Below are 19,695 nucleotides of genomic sequence, written 5' to 3' on the forward strand. Positions count from 1 at the left end.
AGTCCTCCGATTTGATGTAAATTATTCCGAACCAATCGCTTTTTTTATCCTATATTTTCCGAAAAATGAAAGTTTTATTTAAGCGAGACTGCTATTAGTTTTGCCCTATCACAAAAAGCATTTATCAATTCAAGCTATAAATATATAGATAATATGTATTTGTAATTATATATTATCCTATTTAAAATAAAAATTAAAGGAAGTTTGTATTTTCGAAAAAATATGCCCTTTTAGAGGTGGTTGTTATTTATAAAGAACTTAATAAAGATATATGGACAGGAAGAATAGATAGTCTAGAAGAAGTTGATAGCTATCGAGTGCACCAAGTAATTAAGGAGAAACATGTTGACCGTTTGCCGGAAGTAAAAAAGGGCCTCTCAGTTGGATTAATTGGCTTTGAGTGTGATGAAGGTGTGCGGCGGAATAAAGGAAGAATTGGAGCCGCGAAAGGGCCGAATGAAATAAGAAAACGTTTATCCAGTCTGCCTTTTTATTTAGCGATTGATCAGGTAGTTGATGTTGGAAATGTAACTTGTTTAGAACACAAGATGGAAGAAGCTCAGCAAGTATTAGGCACTTGTGTATCTAAAATGCTAGATGAGCGATATGTACCGATTATCTTAGGGGGCGGGCATGAAACGTTTTACGGACACTATTTAGGAGTGCGCCAATTTATTCCTTCAAATGCTACATTAGGAATAATTAATATTGACGCCCATTTTGATTTACGAGATGAAGCTATTCCTTCTTCTGGAACAATGTTTAGACAAGTTTTACAACAGGATCAATATGCCGGTTACTTATGTTTAGGGATTCAGCCATTTGGCAATACACGAAGCCTTTTTCAAACAGCAGATGAGTATGGATGTACTTATTTGACGGAGGAGGAAGTTCAAAATAGCACACATACATTTCAGGTGATTGATAAATTCGCCAGTGAATTTGATTATCTCATTTTGACGCTTTGTATGGATGCTATAAAAGCTGCAGAAGCACCTGGGGTAAGTGCGCCATCTCCGTTTGGCTTAGATGCGAAGCTAGTACGTAGTCTGATTCGTTATATAGCGGGAAAGGAAAGATTGCTAAGTTTTGATATTTCCGAGACGAATCCGGTGTTAGATGAAAATGGCAAGACTACGAAACTAGCAGCTTATTATATAGCAGAATTTATGCAAGGGCTTACAAAAAGAGAGGAAATATAGACAAATAAAAGTCCCCTAAGTAAAACTGCATTACCTGCACAACTGATGGATGAGCACCATTTAGCTTTTGAATAAATAAATTTTAACATAAGGAGGCAGTTATATATGCAAGCTAAGTCTGCAATCAATATAGAGCAATATAAAGGAACACAGCTCCATACAAAAGGGTGGTTACAAGAAGCGGCTTTACGAATGCTGAACAATAATCTAAGTCCAGAAGTAGCAGAAAATCCAGAGGAATTAGTTGTTTATGGGGGAATTGGAAAAGCGGCTAGAAACTGGGAATGTTATCAAGCGATTGTTCATGAGTTGAAACAATTAGAAGATGATGAAACTTTATTAATCCAATCGGGAAAGCCAGTTGCAGTATTTCGCACGCATAAAGATGCTCCAAGAGTATTGATTGCCAATTCTAATTTAGTTCCTAAATGGGCCAACTGGGCTCATTTTCATGAGCTCGATCAAAAGGGATTAATGATGTATGGGCAAATGACAGCTGGAAGTTGGATTTATATTGGTAGTCAAGGAATCGTGCAAGGAACATATGAAACTTTTGCTGAATGCGCGAGACAGCATTTTTCTGGAACGCTACAAGGAACAATTACAGTAACTGCAGGACTTGGTGGTATGGGTGGGGCTCAGCCTCTAGCAGTCACTTTGAATGAAGGAGTTTGTATCGCCATCGAAGTGGATCCAGTACGAATAAAACGTCGATTAGAGACGAAGTACTTAGACACCTCCACGGAGAGTCTAGATGAAGCAATACAGCTTGCAAAGGAAGCAAAAATGGAGGGGAAATCACTTTCCATTGGATTGTTAGGGAATGCTGCGGAGATTCTACCGGTTATGTTGGAAAAAGGATTTGTACCAGACGTTTTAACAGACCAAACTTCAGCTCATGATCCGCTTCACGGCTATGTACCAGTTGCTATGACACTAGAGAAAGCAACTGCATTGCGGAACAGCAATCCAGAAAACTACGTTGCGCAAGCTAAACAAAGTATTGCAAAACATGTGCAAGCCATGTTGGATATGCAACAACAAGGCGCAATTACTTTTGATTATGGAAATAACATTCGCCAAGTTGCTAAAGATGAAGGGATAGAAAATGCCTTCAATTTCCCAGGTTTTGTACCAGCTTATATTCGGCCTCAATTTTGTGAAGGTAAGGGTCCATTTCGTTGGGTAGCATTGTCTGGGGATCCAGAGGATATTTATAAAACAGATGAAGTTATTTTACGAGAATTTAGTTATAATGAATCACTTTGTAAATGGATTCGAATGGCGAAAGACAAAATTCAATTTCAAGGTCTTCCTTCTCGTATTTGTTGGCTTGGCTATGGTGAACGAGCGCGGTTTGGAAAAATTATTAATAACATGGTTGCAAATGGAGATTTAAAAGCACCAATCGTAATCGGTCGGGATCATTTAGATTCGGGTTCTGTAGCATCACCAAATCGGGAGACAGAATCTATGAAGGATGGTAGTGATGCGGTGGCGGATTGGCCGATTTTAAATGCATTGATTAATAGTGTTGGAGGAGCTAGCTGGGTAAGTGTGCATCATGGCGGAGGCGTTGGCATGGGGTATTCGCTACACGCAGGTATGGTTATTGTTGCTGATGGAACAAAGGACGCTGAAAAAAGACTAGAACGGGTATTAACGACAGACCCTGGAATGGGAGTCGTCCGTCATGTTGATGCGGGCTATGAACTTGCTGAAAAGACAGCGAAAGAAAAAGGGATTCATATACCAATGCTTTAGTTAAATAGCTTTTTAATAGTCTAGGAAATGACACGATGAATTATCCCGCATATAAGGTGCTGTAAGACTCCCATTTCAAGAATTGGCGAATCTATAATACAACAAGTCTATGTGGGAGATAACAGCACCTAAATGCCCTATTTCGTAAGCGGTCTTTAGGCCATACCCTTGGACTACAAACCCCCACTGCTGGAAGGTTCACTTTATAACACTTTTTACTTATAAAAACGTACCTTATTATCATTTCTAATTAACTTCATAGATTTTGAACGAATTTTTGGAATAAAGGAGCGTTATACATGTCAAATACGGTATTTGTAAAAAACGCGGCACAACTGATTACAATGCAAGGTCATTCGGAAAAACCCGCTAAGAGAGAAGCGATGCAAAACATAGGCTTGATTGAAAATGGAAGCGTACTAGCAAAGGATGGTAAAATTATCGCCGTAGGGTCAGAAGCAGAGATAAGAAATGCTTATCCTGAAATAGTTGTTATTGCGAAAGAAGTTAATGCAAAAGGAAAAACGGTTACTCCTGGTCTAATTGATCCACATACGCATCTCGTTCATGCTGGCACGAGAGAGAATGAATATGCAATGCGATTAAAAGGGAAAACGTATATGGATATTATGAATGCTGGCGGCGGTATTCATGCAACAACGGAGGCAACGCAAAAAGCTAGCTTTGAGCAACTATATCAAGAATCGAAAAAGAGATTGGACACATTTTTGCTAAACGGTGTAACAACAGTGGAAGCGAAAAGTGGTTATGGACTCACTACAGAGCACGAAATAAAGCAACTTGAAGTAGCAGAAAAGTTAAATCAGGATCATGTGGTGGATATTGTATCAACATTTATGGGAGCACATGCGGTTCCAATCTCAGAAAAGGATCAGCCAGAGGAGTTTGTTGATAAAGTAATCAACGAGATGCTTCCAAAAGTAGCTGAACGTCATTTAGCTAAATTTAATGATGTGTTCTGTGAGCGTGGAGTATTTACGCCTGAACAATCAAGGCGCATTTTAGAAGCTGGTAAACAATACGGGCTTATCCCTAAAATTCATGCTGATGAAATTGAACCATATGGCGGGGCTGAATTAGCTGCAGAAGTTGGTGCTATTTCTGCCGATCATTTACTAAAAGCGTCCGAAGCGGGAATTCAGCAAATGGCAGAAAAAGATGTTGTTGGCGTGCTACTTCCAGGTACTGCATTCTTTCTAATGGCTGAATTTGCTCAAGCACGGAAAATGATTGATAGCGGCGTTGCTGTTGCGTTATCGACAGATGCCAATCCAGGGTCTTCACCTACCCTGTCGTTGCAATTCATTATGAATTTAGGCTGTTTAAAGATGGGAATGACACCTGAGGAAGTCATAACAGCGACGACCATGAATGCTGCGCATGCCATTGGTAGTGCTCATGAAGTTGGCAGTCTTGAAGTCGGTAAAAAAGCGGATCTGACAATATTTGATGTCCCTAATTACTTAACCCTTTCATATCAATATGGGATGAATCATGTAGATACAGTGATTAAAAATGGGCAAATTGTTGTTGAACACAGGCATTTAGTAACGAGTTAATAAAGGTATTATGAAGAAAAAATGGAAGTAGAGATACAAAATCAGAAGCAGTAGGGACAGAGGCCTGAAGTCGTTATAATTCGAGTTACAGATAATATTCACAATGTTGACGAATGTTTTTAGCAGTACGTATACTAGGAGTAGTTAAATAGTGATTAGTGATTAGAAACTGTTTCGCATTTAGGAGCAAATAAGATGAACAATCAATTACGTATTGGAAAGATTGCGACTTTACTAGTTATGCTTGAAGAGGAAGAGCGTTCCTTTTTTGCACCTACCTTTGAAGCTGTTCAAGTTTGTGAAGGAAAGGTAGGCTCCATGGATTTGCAAAAGGTTATATCCGCTGTCGAAACTGCTGTCAAACGGAGCGGTCTTATTGAAGAAAAAGTGTATCGCGAAACCCACGCATTATACCATGCCATTTTGGAAGCGCTTGAAGGTGTTACAAGAGGACAGTGGGCGCTTGGAGAAATGATGCGCACCGTTGGCTTGCGTTTTGCTGTTGTTCGTGGAGAGCCATACCTTCACAAGCGGGAAGGTGAATGGTTAGCTGTGGCTTTCTATGGAACAATTGGTGCACCAATAAAAGGGTTAGAGCATGAAGCAATTGGTTTAGGAATCAATCATATTTAATCATTACCTAGAGTTGGTAGAAAATAGGAGGTGATGATGGCTATTTTGTATGCCATTATTACCTTCTTTTTTTGTGTTTATGAGAGAAACGTTTCCTTTTAACATGAGGTGGTTTTGAAATCTTCTGCCCAAGGCCATAGAAGATGCGACTTCAGCACCGTCGAGAGCCTTTATGCTAGAACGCTTTTTGGGATGCTAACGCACTTGCATTTTTGGGGTTGCTATACATTACCTAATGGATAGGAGATAGATGAAAAAGGGGGAATTTAGATGATTGAATTAACTGGTCATTCGTTAACCATTGATGAAGTAAGGCGTGTCTGCCTTAATCTGGAAAAGGTAACCATATCCAATGAAAGTATGGAAAAAGTAAAAGCAAGTCGTGAAGGTGTTAATCAAATAGTAATGAATCATGAAACGGTATATGGAATAAATACAGGTTTTGGAAAATTTAGTGATGTCATAATTGATAATGGGGACGTCAGAGATTTACAGCTTAACTTAATCCGTTCTCATGCATGTGGCGTCGGGGAGCCATTTTCAGAAACAATTGCACGAGCTATGTTGCTGCTACGATTAAATGCATTGATTAAAGGTTTTTCTGGAGTTCGACCAGAGTTGGTCAAATTGCTAGCTGAACTTATTAACAAACAGGTACATCCTGTTATTCCGCAACAAGGATCTTTAGGAGCATCGGGGGATTTAGCACCTTTAGCTCATTTGGCTTTAGTCATGATTGGGGAAGGAAAAGTGTTTGGAGAGCATGGAGAAATAGTTGATACAAAAACGGTATTTTCGCAAAAAGAAATAACTCCAATTACGTTACAATCTAAGGAAGGCCTTGCCTTGATTAATGGTACACAGGCAATGGTTGCTGTAGGAATAATTAGCTATATCGAAGCAGAAAAATTAGCTTATGATAGTGAATGGATTGCCGCGATGACCATGGAGGGCTTGCAAGGCATTATTGATGCCTTTCATCCAGCTGTACATGAAGCGCGCGGTTATCCACAGCAAATAGCTGTAGCGAAGCGTATGAAAATGTGGCTTCAAGGGAGTGGACTTATTACTCATCAAGGCCAAAAGCGGGTGCAGGATGCTTATTCATTAAGATGCATCCCGCAAGTTCATGGTGCTTCATGGCAAGCGCTTGACTATGTGAAGGAAAAGCTGGAAATTGAAATTAATGCAGCGACAGATAACCCGTTAATTTTGCAAGAAGGGAAGCAAATTATTTCTGGTGGTAATTTCCATGGTCAACCAATTGCATTAGCAATGGATTTTTTAAAGATTGCGGTTGCAGAGCTTGCAAATATTTCTGAACGCAGAATTGAACGATTAGTCAATCCACAGTTAAATGATTTACCTGCGTTTTTAAGTCCTTCGCCAGGGTTGCAATCTGGAGCAATGATTATGCAATATGTGGCTGCATCGCTTGTGTCTGAAAATAAAACATTAGCCCATCCAGCTAGTGTAGATTCTATACCATCTTCTGCAAATCAGGAAGACCATGTAAGCATGGGGACGATTGGAGCCAGACACGCCAATATGATCATTCACAATATGAGGAAAGTGATCGCTATCGAATGTATATGTGCTCTTCAGGCTGTAGAATATAGAGGAATTGATAAAATGGCTCCTAAGCTAAGAGAGAAATGGGAGAAATATCGAGACATTGTACCGAGTATTACGAACGATCGCATATTTGCAGAAGATATAGATAGAATGTCGATAGCATTACAAAGTAATTAAGCCATTTCATATATAACCGAAGTGATAATGAGCTTCGGTTTTTCTTTATACATTTTCTAACCGTGAATGGCAGTTTATAAAGTGGCATGCTACATTCAACTTAAGCGTTCAAATGGTCGAAAACTTTGAACTCCTCCACACGATTGCTCGTCATCATTTTCTCTTATTGCTTGGTTCCTGTATCTCATCAGAGTTCTCTCTAATGAGCACTTTTGCTTAGCTCCTTGCTATTTAATGTTAAAAGAATGTTAAAAGAATGTTAAAAGAATGTTAAAAGATAGAATCGTAGTAGCCTCTGCAGGTATGATTCACGAACCAAGACGCCGGTATCAAGGGATATTGACTCACACTTTTTTTACCGTATAACATCTCCTAAAGACTTTCCCTTACGAAACAGTGAAGAGGCTTTTGTTCTTGAAGTGAGATAGATCAGTCTACGAATTTATAGAGGAATTGCAGGAGTTTACTGGAAAATCGCCGAAGTTCACGAGCAATTCGCCGGAGTTTACAAGTAGGTTGCTTGAAGTTCACAACTTTTTCGCCGGAGTTCACAATTTACCGCTTATATAACTGGTAATAAGTTCAACCTTTCAACGTTGATAGTTGGCATATAGGAAGATAAGTGGAAGATTGAACTAGATCTGATTCCAAACTCTGTATATCCTAAGAGAACCCTCCCTCAATAAATGGAGAGATTAATTGTCAAAAAAATAAATTGGTGTACGTATTTAAAAGCAGAAATAAAAGCTATTTTAGTCTGAAGCTGGATTTCATTAACAGACGAGACTTGACAATTATTGGAATAATTATTAGAATTATCAGTAATTATACGTGGGATTTAGTCAAAAGAAAGTTGTGTTTTACGTAATTTGAAAACGATTACGTTTAGCAAAAATAAAACGAGACAAAGGGGTATTAGAGCATATGAACAATTCCAATGAAACAATGAACCAAATGAAGGAATCTATGCGTTTGCCAGTCATCATGGCACCAATGTTTTTAGTTTCCAATCCAAAAATGGTGACAGAGGCTTGTGCAGCAGGCATTGTAGGAACATTTCCAGCTTTAAATGCAAGAACGAAAGAAATATTGGAACAATGGATGGAGCAGATTACTAGCGAATTGGATGAAATGAAAAAGAACGATCCAAAGCAGCAAATTGCGCCCTGGGGAATTAATTTTATTACTCACCGCTCGAACAAGCGGTATACAGAGGATTTACAGTTAATTGAAAAATATAAGCCGCCAATTGTAATTACTTCTTTGGGGGACCCTAGTCCGGTCGTGAAGATTGCGCATGAATACGGTGGGCTTGTTTTTTCAGATGTTATCAATATAAAGTTTGCAAAAAAAGCGATCGAGAAAGGTGCAGATGGGCTTGTATTAGTAGCAAGTGGAGCAGGTGGTCACGCAGGTGAATTAAATCCGATTTCATTTATTCATGAGGTAAGATCATTCTTTTCTGGTCCAATCATTTTGGCAGGGGGAATGTCAAAGGGAGAAGATATTTTAGCTTCGGAAATACTTGGAGCAGATTTTGTTTATATGGGAACACGGTTTATTCCGTCTGAAGAAAGCGCGGCATCACAAGAGTATAAGCAAATGATTGTTGAATCTGCAATTGAAGATATTATTTATACAGATGCTTTTAGCGGGGTAAACGCTAATTATCTTATCCCAAGTATTGCGAAGGCAGGTTTAGATCCCGCTAATTTACAAACGAAGCAGAAGATAGATTTTAATAAGCTCCAGACCGATGCAAAGGCTTGGAAGGATATTTGGGGAGCAGGGCAAGGGATTGGTCCAATTAAAGAAATACAACCTATTCATGCGATTGTAGATGAACTGGAAGCAGCATATGAGCAAGCGAAAATGAAGGTAAGACAGCGTAATGGGGTTTCTATGCAGTGAAAAATTTTACATACAAAGGGGCAGGATGATGCATTATCCACTTACACCTATCGATTGGAAACGAAGAGCAATAAAATACTATCCTAGTAAAGTAGCGGTAATCGATGAAGAAAAAACATTTACCTATGCACAGTTTGGAGAAAGAACCGACCGCTTATCACAGGCTTTGTTGAAAGCAGGCATTAATGAGGGAGAGCACGTAGCGGTTATGCTACCAAATACACATTATATGCTGGAATGTTTTTATGGTATTTGTCAAATGGGTGCGGTTATGGTCCCTCTGAATTATCGAATTTCATCTCAAGATATGGAATATATTATTAATCATAGTGATGCAAAGTTGTTAATTGTGGATGCAGCATTTACTTCTTCCATTCAAGAAATCCGGGCAAATTTGAATGTGGAGGAGATTGTAGTTGTAGCAGTTCCTGGTTATGAATGCAAGGTTCAAGGAATAGATTATGAAGATTTTATTCAACATGTGGATTCTGTGTCATTTTCACCTATTAATTTAGATGAAAACCAGTTATTAACGATTAATTATACAAGCGGTACAACGTCCAAGCCTAAAGGGGTGATGCAAACACATCGCAGTAATTATATGAATGCAGCCGATTTTATGTTCCATTTAGGGGTTCGACATCAGGATGTGTATTTGCATACGCTCCCAATGTTTCATGTGAATGGCTGGGGTGGCGTGTGGGCAATTACTGCTGTTGGAGGTGTCCATGTTTGCTTACGAAAAGTGGAACCGAAAGTGATTTTAGACCTATTTGAACAACAGCAAATAACGCTACTATGTGGCGCGCCTATAGTAATTAATATGCTTGTGAATGAGCCAAAAGTAAAAGAAATTGCTATTCAGGTAAAACCACGAATGGCTATAGCAGGTTCTCCTCCAGCATCAGCGTTAATTCAACAGGCTCAGGATCTGCTAGGCTTGGATATTGTGCATGTGTATGGTATGACAGAAACATCGCCATTTATTCTATACAATGAATGGAAGCCTTTATTTGATCAAGCGTCGGTGGAAAAACAAGCTGTCTTAAAGGCAAGGCAAGGGATTGAAATGGTATTTAATGGAGAAACGAAGGTTGTAAGTCAGGATGGTAAGGAAGTTGCATGGAACGGGGAAGAGCTTGGGGAAATTGTAACAAGAGGAAACGTTGTTATGAAAGGGTATTATAAAGATAGGGAGCAGACGCAAGCAGCATTTAGAGATGGCTGGTTTCATACAGGTGATTTAGCTGTTATCCATCCTGATGGTTATATTGAAATACGTGATCGAGCAAAAGATATCATTATCTCTGGAGGTGAAAATATTTCATCTACAGAAATTGAAGGAATCTTGTATAAGCATCCAGCTGTGTTAGAAGCAGCTGTCATTGCGGTGCCAGATGATAAATGGGGAGAGGTTCCATTAGCAATTATCGTTTTAAAGGAGAATTATCGTGTTACAGAAGAGGATGTGATCACGTATTGTCGCGACAATATGGCACATTTTAAAGCGCCAAAAAAAGTAGAATTTGTAAACGAGTTACCAAAGACGGCAACAGGGAAATTACAGAAGTTTCGCTTACGTAAAATGTATTGGAATAGCGAAAAACAAGTAAATTGAATATGAATAGAAGATAGCATGACCGTGATGCTATGTAACCAAATGACGTGATCCAAAACCAAAAATATTCGAAATGGGCAACAACTCCATACAAAAGCTTCGTTTTATTCCGTATATAAAGTATTGTAAGACTCCCGCTTCAGGAGTAGGATAATCTGTACTGCAATAAGTCTGAGTGGGAGATAACAGCACCTAAATGCCAATTCTTTTAGAGACCTTTAGGTCATACCAATACGGTACTAACAAGCCGTGGCAGATGAATGAAAACCCCTGCTGATTGGTGATTCACTTTATATAAAAAGATGACAATCCAAACAGCCTTCCGATAGAGCAGGATGCTTTTCGTGGGAGGCTGCCTTTTTTAAAGAATAAGAAAGTATAAACTTAGATGCTTATGGATAATGAAATAACCGAATAGTCACGTCCAGCGCATGAGCCCAGCAACTAGGCGACTTTAGAAATGCGCCCTACGATAAGTCATCATCGGTTCGTCGCTAAGGGGAAGGCCGACTAAAAACGGGCTTGCCGCTCAGGCGTGGGCATACCCCTGTTTTTAGTGGCATGATTCCTAAATCTTTAGTTGATTCGTTCCATTCGCTACGTTGCTAAACGGGCGCCCCGCGCCTTTGTTCGTTTACGAGAATGGATAGAAATTAATGACTAAAGAAGTTTAACCTGGAAAAGAATTGCAGTAAAAATTGATAAAAAATTTCTTCCGTTGGCAATAATTGTCGCTGCGTCGGAGTGATGACACCAACTGTTCGAGTAATATTATTTTCGGATAATGGAATGGTAACTGTTGAACGCGGTGTATTATCAATTAATGTAACTTCTGGCATCAGAGCGATTCCAAGACCAGCAGAAACTAAGCCTTTTAAAGCGTCTGTATCATCCCCCTCAAAGCCAATCGCGGGAGAAAACCCATGTGCGTGGCAAGCATGTTCTACTATATCCCTTAATACAAATCCCTCTGGCAAAACAATAAACGGCTCATCCTTTAATTCCCTAAGTCGAATAGAAGTCTTGTTCGCTAACGGGTGATGTAGTGGTAACAGTGCTACCATTTTTTCTGTAAATAAAGCCTTCCGATGAAACTTTTTATTTTCCTTAGGTAATGGTCCAATTAACGCTAAATTAAAGTCGCCATCTATAATTCCATGCATTAACTCAGGATAGAGTGCCTGTTTAAGTTGGAATTTCGCTTCCGGATACTCTGTTCGAAATGCATGAATGACTGTGGGTAATGTATAAGCTGCAAGACTAATTGGGTAGGCGATACGAATGGTACCTTTTTTTGGATCTAAATATTCTTCCACTTCTCTTGTGGCATGATTAATAACGTTCATAGCCTGCTTCATTCGTTCATGAAAAATTCTACCGATTGGAGTCAATTTTATTTGTCTGCTTTCTCTGACAAATAAATCCGCACCTAACTCAGCTTCTAAATTAGCAATTTGTCTGCTGACAGAAGATTGGGCAACATGCAGCGCTGTTGCAGCTTCTGTAACGTGTTCTCTTGAAGCTACTTCCATGAAATAACGTATTTGCCTCAGTTCCATTTTAAGTCCATCTCCTCATCCATGCATATAACGCATTGATTTTATCGTTTCTTTATATTGATTCGATGCTTTGTTTAATTATAAAATATTCCTTATAAGGAAATCTACTATATTTTGAAAATTTATGACGCATAAGGGAATGACTTGAATGAAAACAGTGGACAAAATGGAATTCACGTATGTGCAAAAAGCAAATGAATATGTAGAATCGGTCTATGAAACGGTTAAAGCACGTAACCCTCATCAGGTAGAGTTTCAACAAGCTGTTAAAGAAGTATTTGCCTCTTTGATACCAGTTTTAGAGAAACATCCAGAGTATATGAAACAGTCTATCCTTGAACGTATCGTTGAACCGGAAAGAATGATTTCGTTTCGTGTACCTTGGCTCGATGATGAAGGGAAAATTCAGGTGAATCGTGGTTATCGAGTCCAATTTAATAGTGCTCTCGGACCTTATAAGGGTGGAATACGCTTTCATCCATCTGTTAATGAAAGTATTATTAAATTTTTAGGATTCGAACAAATTTTTAAAAATGCTTTAACTGGTCAACCAATTGGTGGTGCAAAAGGTGGAGCGGATTTTGATCCGAAAGGGAAATCAGATGCAGAAATCATGCGCTTTACGCAAAGCTTTATGACAGAGCTCAGTAATTATATTGGACCCGACCAGGATGTACCAGCTGGAGATATTGGTGTAGGTGCCAGGGAGATAGGCTATATGTTTGGTCAGTATAAAAAAATGCGTGGAGGTTACCAAGCTGGTGTGTTGACTGGAAAAGGAGTAGGCTATGGAGGTAGCTTAGGTCGTAAAGAAGCAACCGGATATGGAACGGCTTATTTTATGGATGCCATGCTGAAGGATAACGGTTTAACTATTGACGGATGTACGGCAATTGTTTCTGGTTCAGGCAATGTTTCCATTTACGCGATGGAAAAGATGACCCAACTAGGGGCAAAGGTGATTGCTTGCAGTGATTCGAACGGATATATTTATGATGAAGGTGGCATTAACCTTACAACTGTTAAGCGTCTTAAAGAAGAGGGGAATTGTCGAATCAGTGAATATGTAAATGAGCATCCGCAAGCAACTTTTCATGAAGGCTGTTCTGGAATTTGGTCGCTTCCATGTGATATTGCTCTTCCATGTGCGACGCAAAATGAAATAGATAATGAAGCAGCTAAACAACTAGTTGCCAATGGAGTAAAAGCAGTAGGAGAAGGCGCGAATATGCCATCTACTTTAGAAGCAATAGAGATTTTTATGAGCCATCAAGTTTTGTTTGCTCCAGCTAAGGCAGCAAATGCGGGCGGAGTAGCTGTATCGGCTTTGGAAATGGCACAAAATAGCGCACGGATTGCTTGGAGTTTTGAAGAAGTTGATGGAAAATTGCATCAGATCATGCAAAATATTTATCAAGCATCTATTCAAGCTGCGGAAGAATATGGACAGCCGAGGAATTTAGTACTGGGAGCTAATATTTCCGGATTCAAGAAAGTTGCGGCAGCAATGATTTCACAAGGTGTTATCTAAGATAATAAAGGATGAGAATGTCATTAAATTTTCCTAACTACTTCTCATCTATTTTGTCAGTATCGAAAACAGTAGAAAAGTATTATCAGACTGAATAAACAAGGCACCAATCTTGGACCTTGTTTATTCATTTATTTTTATCCCGTAGATAAGGTGCTGTAAGGCTCCCACTTCACAACAAGCCTAAGTAGGGGATAACAGCACCTAAATGCCCTGTTTTGTAAGAGGCCTTTAGGTCATACCCTTGGGCTACTAACAATCAGTGGGGGATAAAAAACCCCACTGATGGAAGATTCACTTTATAAAGGGTGTCTTCATTTGTAAGATGGTTTCAGTGGATTTTACAACTATTGTTGCAAGAAGAGTTTTATAGTTGAATATTCTAAAATAAGCGTTTTTGATTTATACTTGATATTAGAAAAACTTGGCTTGTCGCCAAGTCTTATGGCGGAAGACTTTGTTTTTCTTATACTATAAACCAAAAAAATCTTATACTTTCCTATAGTGGAACAAAGGCGCGGGGCGCCCGTTTAGCAACGTAGTGAATGGAACGAATCAACTAAAGATAAAGGAATCATGCCACTAAAAACAGCAAGCCCGTTTTTAGTCGGTCTTCCTCTTTGTGACGAACCGATGATGCCTTATCGTAGGGCGCATTTCTAAAGTCACCTAGTTGCTGGGCTCATGCGCCGGACGTGGCTATTCGGTTATTTCGTTATCTCCAAGCACCTCATTTTATACTTTCTTATCTTATAAGAAAAAATGGTTTAGAGAAGTTACTGCATTATTAAACATCATATACAAGGGGGAATGTAAATGGAGAAGTTATATTGCGGGCTTGATGCTATTTATGAGGAAATGGTAGAGGTACGCCGCTACCTACACCAGTATCCTGAATTATCTTTTCAAGAGACCAATACTGCCGCTTACATCGCAGATTATCATGCGCAATTGGGGCATAAGGTTCGTAGGCATGTTGGTGGAAATGGAGTCGTTGCGTATTTGCAGGGAGCTAAACCCGGGCCAACTGTTGCTTTACGAGCAGATTTTGATGCGTTGCCCATTCAGGAGGAGGCGGATGTACCATTTAAATCTAAGCATGATGGTGTCATGCATGCCTGTGGACATGATGGGCATACAGCTACATTACTGGGTCTTGCTAAAGTATTAAATGGGATGAAAGAAGAACTGGCAGGAACGGTTGTTTTTCTCCATCAACACGCGGAAGAATTGCCGCCAGGCGGAGCAATTGCCATGATAGAGGATGGTTGCTTAGAGGGTGTGGATGTTATTTTTGGCACACATTTACAGGCGCAGCAGCCATTGGGAGTGATTTCTTATCGTTCTGGTGCCCTGCAGGCCGCTGCTGATAATTTTGATATCATGATTCAAGGTTCTGGAGGACATGGTGCTGCTCCTCATGAGACGAAGGATAGTATAGCAATTGGTGCACAGCTCATTAATAGCTTGCAGCACATTGTCAGTAGGAAGGTAGACCCACTGGATTCCGCAGTCGTGTCCGTTTGTAATTTTGTTGCCGAAAATCCTTACAATGTGATTGCGAATACAGCTCAATTAACTGGGACAGTTCGGACATTAAAAGAGGAAACGCGAAAGTTTATCGAAGAAGAGATAGAACGTACAATAAAGGCTACATGTGATATGTTCCAAGCAGGCTATGAATATACGTATTCCCAAGGATATCCTGTTTTAGTAAACCACCCCAAAGAAACAGCATTTGTTGCGCAAGTTGCCAAGCAGGTTCCTGGTATTGAACAGGTTTCTGAAACACTTCCAATTATGGGAGGCGAGGATTACGCTTATTATTTACAGCATGTGAAAGGGACGTTTTTCTTTACAGGAGCGGGGAATCCTGACTGGGATAAAGCATATCCGCACCATCATCCGAAGTTCGATATGGATGAACGTGCTTTACTACATGCAGCTAAAGTGTTAGGCGCAGCTACTCTACAGTATATGAGAAGAGATGAAAGATAAGCTAATATGCAAGACGTGAGGCGTTAGCGGTTTGACTGGTTTTATATCCCGTATATAAGATACTGTAAGACTCCTGCTTCAGGAGTAGGATAATCTGTACGGAACAAGTCTAAGCGGGAGATGAGAGCACCTAAATGCCCGGATTCGTTTCGAGGCCTTTAGGTCATCCCCCTTGGCTACTAACAATCAGTGGGGATGAATGAAAACCTCCGCTGAGGAAGATTCACTTTATGGAGATATGTCGTGTTTCATGTTCGTTTCTATATTAAGTTTGTAATTTAAAAAGACCAAAGGGAATGAAAAATTCCCCTTTGGTCTTTTGGTAATCATTCAACAAGTAATGATGCGCGCAATGTTTCAACATCAGATTTGCTTAAACCAATCGCTTCATGAATATATTGGTCAACGGAACCGAATTGTGTCTGCACTTCATCAAAAAAAGCTTGCAGATATTCACGTCGAGCTTCTAGCATTGCTTGCATTAGTGCTTGGTCTACTTGCGCAGCTTCAGGTTGTAAATTTGCACGAAGAGCATCGAGAAAGTTGTTTGTATATAAGTAATCTGCAAAGATAAATTCATCTGGTACATCAAGTGTGTGCAAGGTTAACGCCGCCATGACACCTGTCCTATCTTTTCCAGCCATACAATGAAATAACAATGGAGACTTAGGATCTGTAAGCAATGTAGCGAAAAAGTCTTTGTATACTTTCGTGTTTTTCGTTACTTCCCGATAGAGTTTCTCTAATATTGTTCCAGGATCTTGCAAAGATTCGGCGTACTTTGCTAGGTCTTTAGGTTGACGCACCATATCTCTGTCAATTTCAATTAATGGAACATGCTTTGTTATGATCCCTGAAAGTGAAGGAGTGGGGTAATTCTTTACTTCGTCACTTCCCCGAAGATCGAATATTGTCTTTAGACCAGTCTGTTTTATCTTTTCGATATCCTTATCTGTGATATTTTGCAAGTTCCCTGAACGATACAATACCCCTGTTTTAACCTTTTTTCCAGATAGCGTTTCGTAGCCGCCTAAATCACGAAAATTAAAGCTTCCTTCCAAATTAATGGTTCGTACAACAATGTTCTTCTCCATACTAACTCTCCTCGCCTCTACGTTAAAAATTTTCATGCGCATGGTTTGGTCGTAAATAAATCTTTTTATGAAATGATAGCTTTCAAACGTGTTTAAAAAGAGGAAAAAATAAATCGGTATAGATTTAGATGCGCTTGCGAATTGCAGTTGTGCGCTGTCGGGCATTTTTGTTGCAACACCGATATTAGCATGTTTATTCTGGACTGAAAAGATTTGATGTGGTTTATTCTTCATGTCTATGCAGAAATAGAAGGGTTTATGGCAAACGCCCCCACTTACGAAAACGCATTGCCCATGACTGATTTGCAATCTTAAGCTTATGGGTTAACGCATAATGCAGCTAATTCTCTTTTTTAACACGTGCTCTACCAGTATTGTCAGTGTGAATGGGATAAAAGTCAAGCAGAGACATAGCTCGCATCTATGACCTCGTTTTTATTGAAGCGTTAAGCGATGGATAGTACTTTATGAAGATGCACTGCATGACGAACAAGTAGCAACTAAAAAAAGCACCAAAAAACTTACCGTGTGACAGCGAAGGTCCGCACGGTAAGCGTATTTGAGCATGTTAATTACCTGGAGGGCGATTGCGCTTATATTTATAGAATAAGAAAGTATAAAATGAGGTGCTTGGAGATAACGAAATAACCGAAGCCACGTCCGGCTCTATCGTCCAGCAACTAGGCGACTTTAGAAATGCGCCCTACGATAAGGCCTCATCGGTTCGTCGCTAAGGGGAAGGCCGACTAAAAACGGGCTTGCCGCTCAGGCGTGGGCATACCCCTGTTTTTAGTGGCATGATTCCTAAATCTTTAGTTGATTCGTTCCATTCGCTACGTTGCTAAACGGGCGCACCGCGCCTTTGTTCTTTTGCTGCTTCATATCATTTATTTCCTGTTTACTTTTATTTTTAGATTTTGTCTTATCTTTAGCCATGTTGAACCTCCTTTTGCCACTATTTTGCTTCAATGGAGTGAAATCATGTAAATACTCTAGTTGTTTGCGGTCTGAAAGTAACAGTGTTATAATTCAGAAAAATACGTCTATTGACTGTAACCCAAAATGGACGATAAAAACTCTATATACATTTTCATTAAGTAAACTGACTGGAGGAAGATGTTACGTTGAAAAAGGATTTACTTGTCGAACATTGGATGAATACGACACCGTTATTTATTTCGCCGTCCATATCTATTGAATCTGCTGCCATTATGTTCAGTAATCACGCAATCACCGAGATCCCAGTTGTTTTTGAAGGGTGTATACAAGGTGTTGTATCTATCTATGAGCTTTTTAAAAGTCTGAAAACCGGAAACGTTGATGAATCAGTAGCAACGATTATGCATCATCATTATGCTACCGCTTTCGCAGATTCATTTATGCATGATATTCATCAAGTACCTGTTTACGTAGTGGAGCGCAGTACAGGAAAATTGGTTGGAGAGCTAACAACAAAGGAATTGATTTTATTCCAACATTATCTCACTCATACGTTAAAACAAATAAATGAGGTGGTGAAGTGGTATGAATTAATTTTTGATACCGCATATGAAGGGTTGACGGTTGTAGACGACCAAGGAGTTATTCAATTGTTTAACCAAGCATATAGTCGGTACGTAGGGGTAGCTAAGGAAGCAGCTATAGGGAAGAAGGCAGATGAAGTTATAGAAAATACTAGATTGCCTGTCGTATTAAAAACGGGTATTCCGGAACGAAGTCAGCCACATCGGCTCCAAGGGCAAAATTTGGTCGTCCACCGTATACCAATATGGAAAGACAATCGAATCATTGGCGCAGCGGGCATACTGGTATATGAGGGCGTATCAGAAATATATCGAGTGATACAAAAAATGGAGCAGTTGGATAAAAATAGTAAGGTGGATAGACCACTTATTAGTTCAGATAATACAGAAATGGGGACCGTGAAATTCGAAGACATTTTAGGTGAGAGCAGATCGCTTTCTCAAGCCAAGAAAATTGCCCGAAAAGCGGCTGCTTCTAGTGCGCCGGTATTGTTAACAGGGGAAAGCGGTGTCGGAAAAGAACAATTTGCTAAAGCCATTCATGATGCCAGCACTGTTCAAAGCGGAAGCTTTATTAGTGTGAACTGTGCTGCTATACCAGATGGTTTAATGGAGTCTGAGCTGTTTGGCTATGAAAAGGGAGCGTTTACTGGCGCCGATCGAGAAGGGAAACCAGGTAAATTTGAATTAGCGCATCAAGGTACAATTTTCTTAGATGAAATTGGGGATATGCCATTTAATATGCAAGCAAAAATACTACGCGTACTACAAGACAAGAAAATTGAGCGCGTAGGTGGGAAGAAATCAACTTCCGTACAATTCCGCTTAATTACAGCAACAAATAAAAATTTGCAGCAAATGGTGAGGGATGGGGAGTTTCGTGAAGATTTATATTATCGTCTGTATGTAATCCCGATACATATACCACCATTACGTGAACGAATGGGGGATTTACCGATTTTAATCGCTCACAAACTGCAACAACTGGCGAAGCACTATAATGAAACAGAGAAAACAATTGACCAACAAGTATTGCAATGGATGAAGCAGCATCATTGGCCAGGTAATGTTCGTGAACTAATGAATGTGATAGAACGATTATTTGTATTAACAGATGGAGATCATATTACGTTTGAACATTTGCCAGATTCAATGAAAGAGTCATTTTTTCTTGTAAAAAACAAGAGCAAAACACGAAGCCACATCCATCAGAAGAAAGAACTCATAGAGGAAGCTGCAAAACAAGAACAGGAAGCCATTGAGCAAACATTAAAGCAAGTACAGGGGAATAAAACAAAAGCAGCTAAACTATTAGGTGTGTCAAGATCTACATTGTATAACAAACTAGCTCGTTATAAAAAGTTATAAAACACATACGATGTTGAAACAACGGTCTTCGTCAATCAGATAGAACTTAACGAATTTTTTGTGTTACTTATAAGAGGTTTATGAACTAAACCAAGCAAAGGATAGAACTGATTCTGGTAGAAATAAAACATAATGGAGACTCGATGAGTTAACAGGTGCCAA

The 19,695-nt window shown here is 39.5% G+C and carries 13 protein-coding genes; 10 read left to right on the plus strand and 3 right to left on the minus strand.

The features are described 5' to 3' along the window. The first annotated feature begins 245 nt into the window (after positions 1–245). The 7 genes from hutG to KBP50_RS04230 all read left to right on the plus strand — a co-directional run bounded on the left by hutG (position 246) and on the right by KBP50_RS04230 (position 10,460). Positions 246–1,202: a formimidoylglutamase gene (gene hutG, locus KBP50_RS04200; RefSeq protein ID WP_050350439.1), complete on the plus strand. Its 957-nt coding sequence runs from the start codon at positions 246–248 to the stop codon at positions 1,200–1,202. Between the two features lie 105 nt (positions 1,203–1,307). Next, positions 1,308–2,966 carry a urocanate hydratase gene (hutU, locus tag KBP50_RS04205; protein ID WP_050350136.1) on the plus strand — a complete coding sequence of 553 codons (1,659 nt, stop codon included), beginning with the start codon at positions 1,308–1,310 and terminating at the stop codon, positions 2,964–2,966. A gap of 299 nt (positions 2,967–3,265) precedes the next feature. Beyond that, complete coding sequence (gene hutI, locus KBP50_RS04210) at positions 3,266–4,546, plus strand: imidazolonepropionase (protein WP_050350137.1); 1,281 nt, start codon at positions 3,266–3,268, stop codon at positions 4,544–4,546. Positions 4,547–4,741: 195 nt separating this feature from the next. Continuing rightward, the gene (gene hutP / locus KBP50_RS04215; protein ID WP_050350138.1) at positions 4,742–5,179 is read left to right on the plus strand and encodes a histidine utilization transcription antiterminator HutP; all 438 of its coding nucleotides are present in this window, start codon (positions 4,742–4,744) and stop codon (positions 5,177–5,179) included. 270 nt (positions 5,180–5,449) lie between these two features. After that, positions 5,450–6,931, plus strand: a complete 1,482-nt coding sequence (gene hutH / locus KBP50_RS04220; protein WP_050350139.1) for a histidine ammonia-lyase — start codon at positions 5,450–5,452, stop codon at positions 6,929–6,931. 924 nt (positions 6,932–7,855) lie between these two features. Continuing rightward, positions 7,856–8,842, plus strand: coding sequence for an NAD(P)H-dependent flavin oxidoreductase (locus KBP50_RS04225; RefSeq protein ID WP_050350140.1), 987 nt, complete (start codon positions 7,856–7,858; stop codon positions 8,840–8,842). Between the two features lie 28 nt (positions 8,843–8,870). Beyond that, positions 8,871–10,460, plus strand: coding sequence for a long-chain-fatty-acid--CoA ligase (locus KBP50_RS04230; protein WP_050350141.1), 1,590 nt, complete (start codon positions 8,871–8,873; stop codon positions 10,458–10,460). A 653-nt stretch (positions 10,461–11,113) separates the two neighbouring features. Here KBP50_RS04230 and gltC read toward each other — a convergent pair. Next, entirely contained in the window at positions 11,114–12,019 is a 906-nt protein-coding gene (gltC, locus tag KBP50_RS04235; RefSeq protein WP_050350142.1) for a glutamate biosynthesis transcriptional regulator GltC, read from the minus strand. A 148-nt stretch (positions 12,020–12,167) separates the two neighbouring features. Here gltC and gdhA point away from each other — a divergent pair, with 148 nt between their 5' ends. Together gdhA and KBP50_RS04245 are read left to right on the plus strand one after the other, a co-directional pair. Next, positions 12,168–13,550, plus strand: coding sequence for an NADP-specific glutamate dehydrogenase (gene gdhA / locus KBP50_RS04240; RefSeq protein ID WP_050350143.1), 1,383 nt, complete (start codon positions 12,168–12,170; stop codon positions 13,548–13,550). Positions 13,551–14,366: 816 nt separating this feature from the next. Further along, positions 14,367–15,548: a M20 family metallopeptidase gene (locus tag KBP50_RS04245; RefSeq protein WP_050350144.1), complete on the plus strand. Its 1,182-nt coding sequence runs from the start codon at positions 14,367–14,369 to the stop codon at positions 15,546–15,548. 326 nt (positions 15,549–15,874) lie between these two features. Here KBP50_RS04245 and KBP50_RS04250 read toward each other — a convergent pair whose 3' ends face one another. Then, on the minus strand, positions 15,875–16,642 hold the full coding sequence (locus tag KBP50_RS04250) for a tyrosine-protein phosphatase (RefSeq protein WP_050350145.1): 768 nt from the start codon (positions 16,640–16,642) through the stop codon (positions 15,875–15,877). Between the two features lie 804 nt (positions 16,643–17,446). After that, positions 17,447–17,578 (minus strand): hypothetical protein, encoded by a 132-nt coding sequence (locus KBP50_RS22415; protein ID WP_269082651.1) that lies wholly within the window; start codon positions 17,576–17,578, stop codon positions 17,447–17,449. 188 nt (positions 17,579–17,766) lie between these two features. On the opposite strand from KBP50_RS22415, the gene KBP50_RS04255 reads away from it, so the two are divergent. After that, positions 17,767–19,533 carry a sigma 54-interacting transcriptional regulator gene (locus KBP50_RS04255; protein WP_236691352.1) on the plus strand — a complete coding sequence of 589 codons (1,767 nt, stop codon included), beginning with the start codon at positions 17,767–17,769 and terminating at the stop codon, positions 19,531–19,533. The last annotated feature ends 162 nt before the right edge of the window (positions 19,534–19,695 follow it).

Origin of the sequence: Virgibacillus pantothenticus, from assembly GCF_018075365.1 — a bacterium.
Classification (GTDB): Bacteria; Bacillota; Bacilli; order Bacillales; family Amphibacillaceae; genus Virgibacillus; species Virgibacillus pantothenticus.

Excerpts from the sequence above, each read along its gene's own strand:
- hutU (WP_050350136.1), top strand. The coding sequence starts at position 1,308 with ATGCAAGCTAAGTCTGCAATCAATATAGAGCAATATAAAGGAACACAG.
- hutI (WP_050350137.1), top strand. The coding sequence starts at position 3,266 with ATGTCAAATACGGTATTTGTAAAAAACGCGGCACAACTGATTACAATG.
- hutP (WP_050350138.1), top strand. The coding sequence starts at position 4,742 with ATGAACAATCAATTACGTATTGGAAAGATTGCGACTTTACTAGTTATG.
- hutH (WP_050350139.1), top strand. The coding sequence starts at position 5,450 with ATGATTGAATTAACTGGTCATTCGTTAACCATTGATGAAGTAAGGCGT.
- KBP50_RS04225 (WP_050350140.1), top strand. The coding sequence starts at position 7,856 with ATGAACAATTCCAATGAAACAATGAACCAAATGAAGGAATCTATGCGT.
- KBP50_RS04230 (WP_050350141.1), top strand. The coding sequence starts at position 8,871 with ATGCATTATCCACTTACACCTATCGATTGGAAACGAAGAGCAATAAAA.
- gltC (WP_050350142.1), bottom strand. The coding sequence starts at position 12,019 with ATGGAACTGAGGCAAATACGTTATTTCATGGAAGTAGCTTCAAGAGAA.
- gdhA (WP_050350143.1), top strand. The coding sequence starts at position 12,168 with ATGAAAACAGTGGACAAAATGGAATTCACGTATGTGCAAAAAGCAAAT.
- KBP50_RS04245 (WP_050350144.1), top strand. The coding sequence starts at position 14,367 with ATGGAGAAGTTATATTGCGGGCTTGATGCTATTTATGAGGAAATGGTA.
- KBP50_RS04250 (WP_050350145.1), bottom strand. The coding sequence starts at position 16,642 with ATGGAGAAGAACATTGTTGTACGAACCATTAATTTGGAAGGAAGCTTT.
- KBP50_RS22415 (WP_269082651.1), bottom strand. The coding sequence starts at position 17,578 with ATGGCTAAAGATAAGACAAAATCTAAAAATAAAAGTAAACAGGAAATA.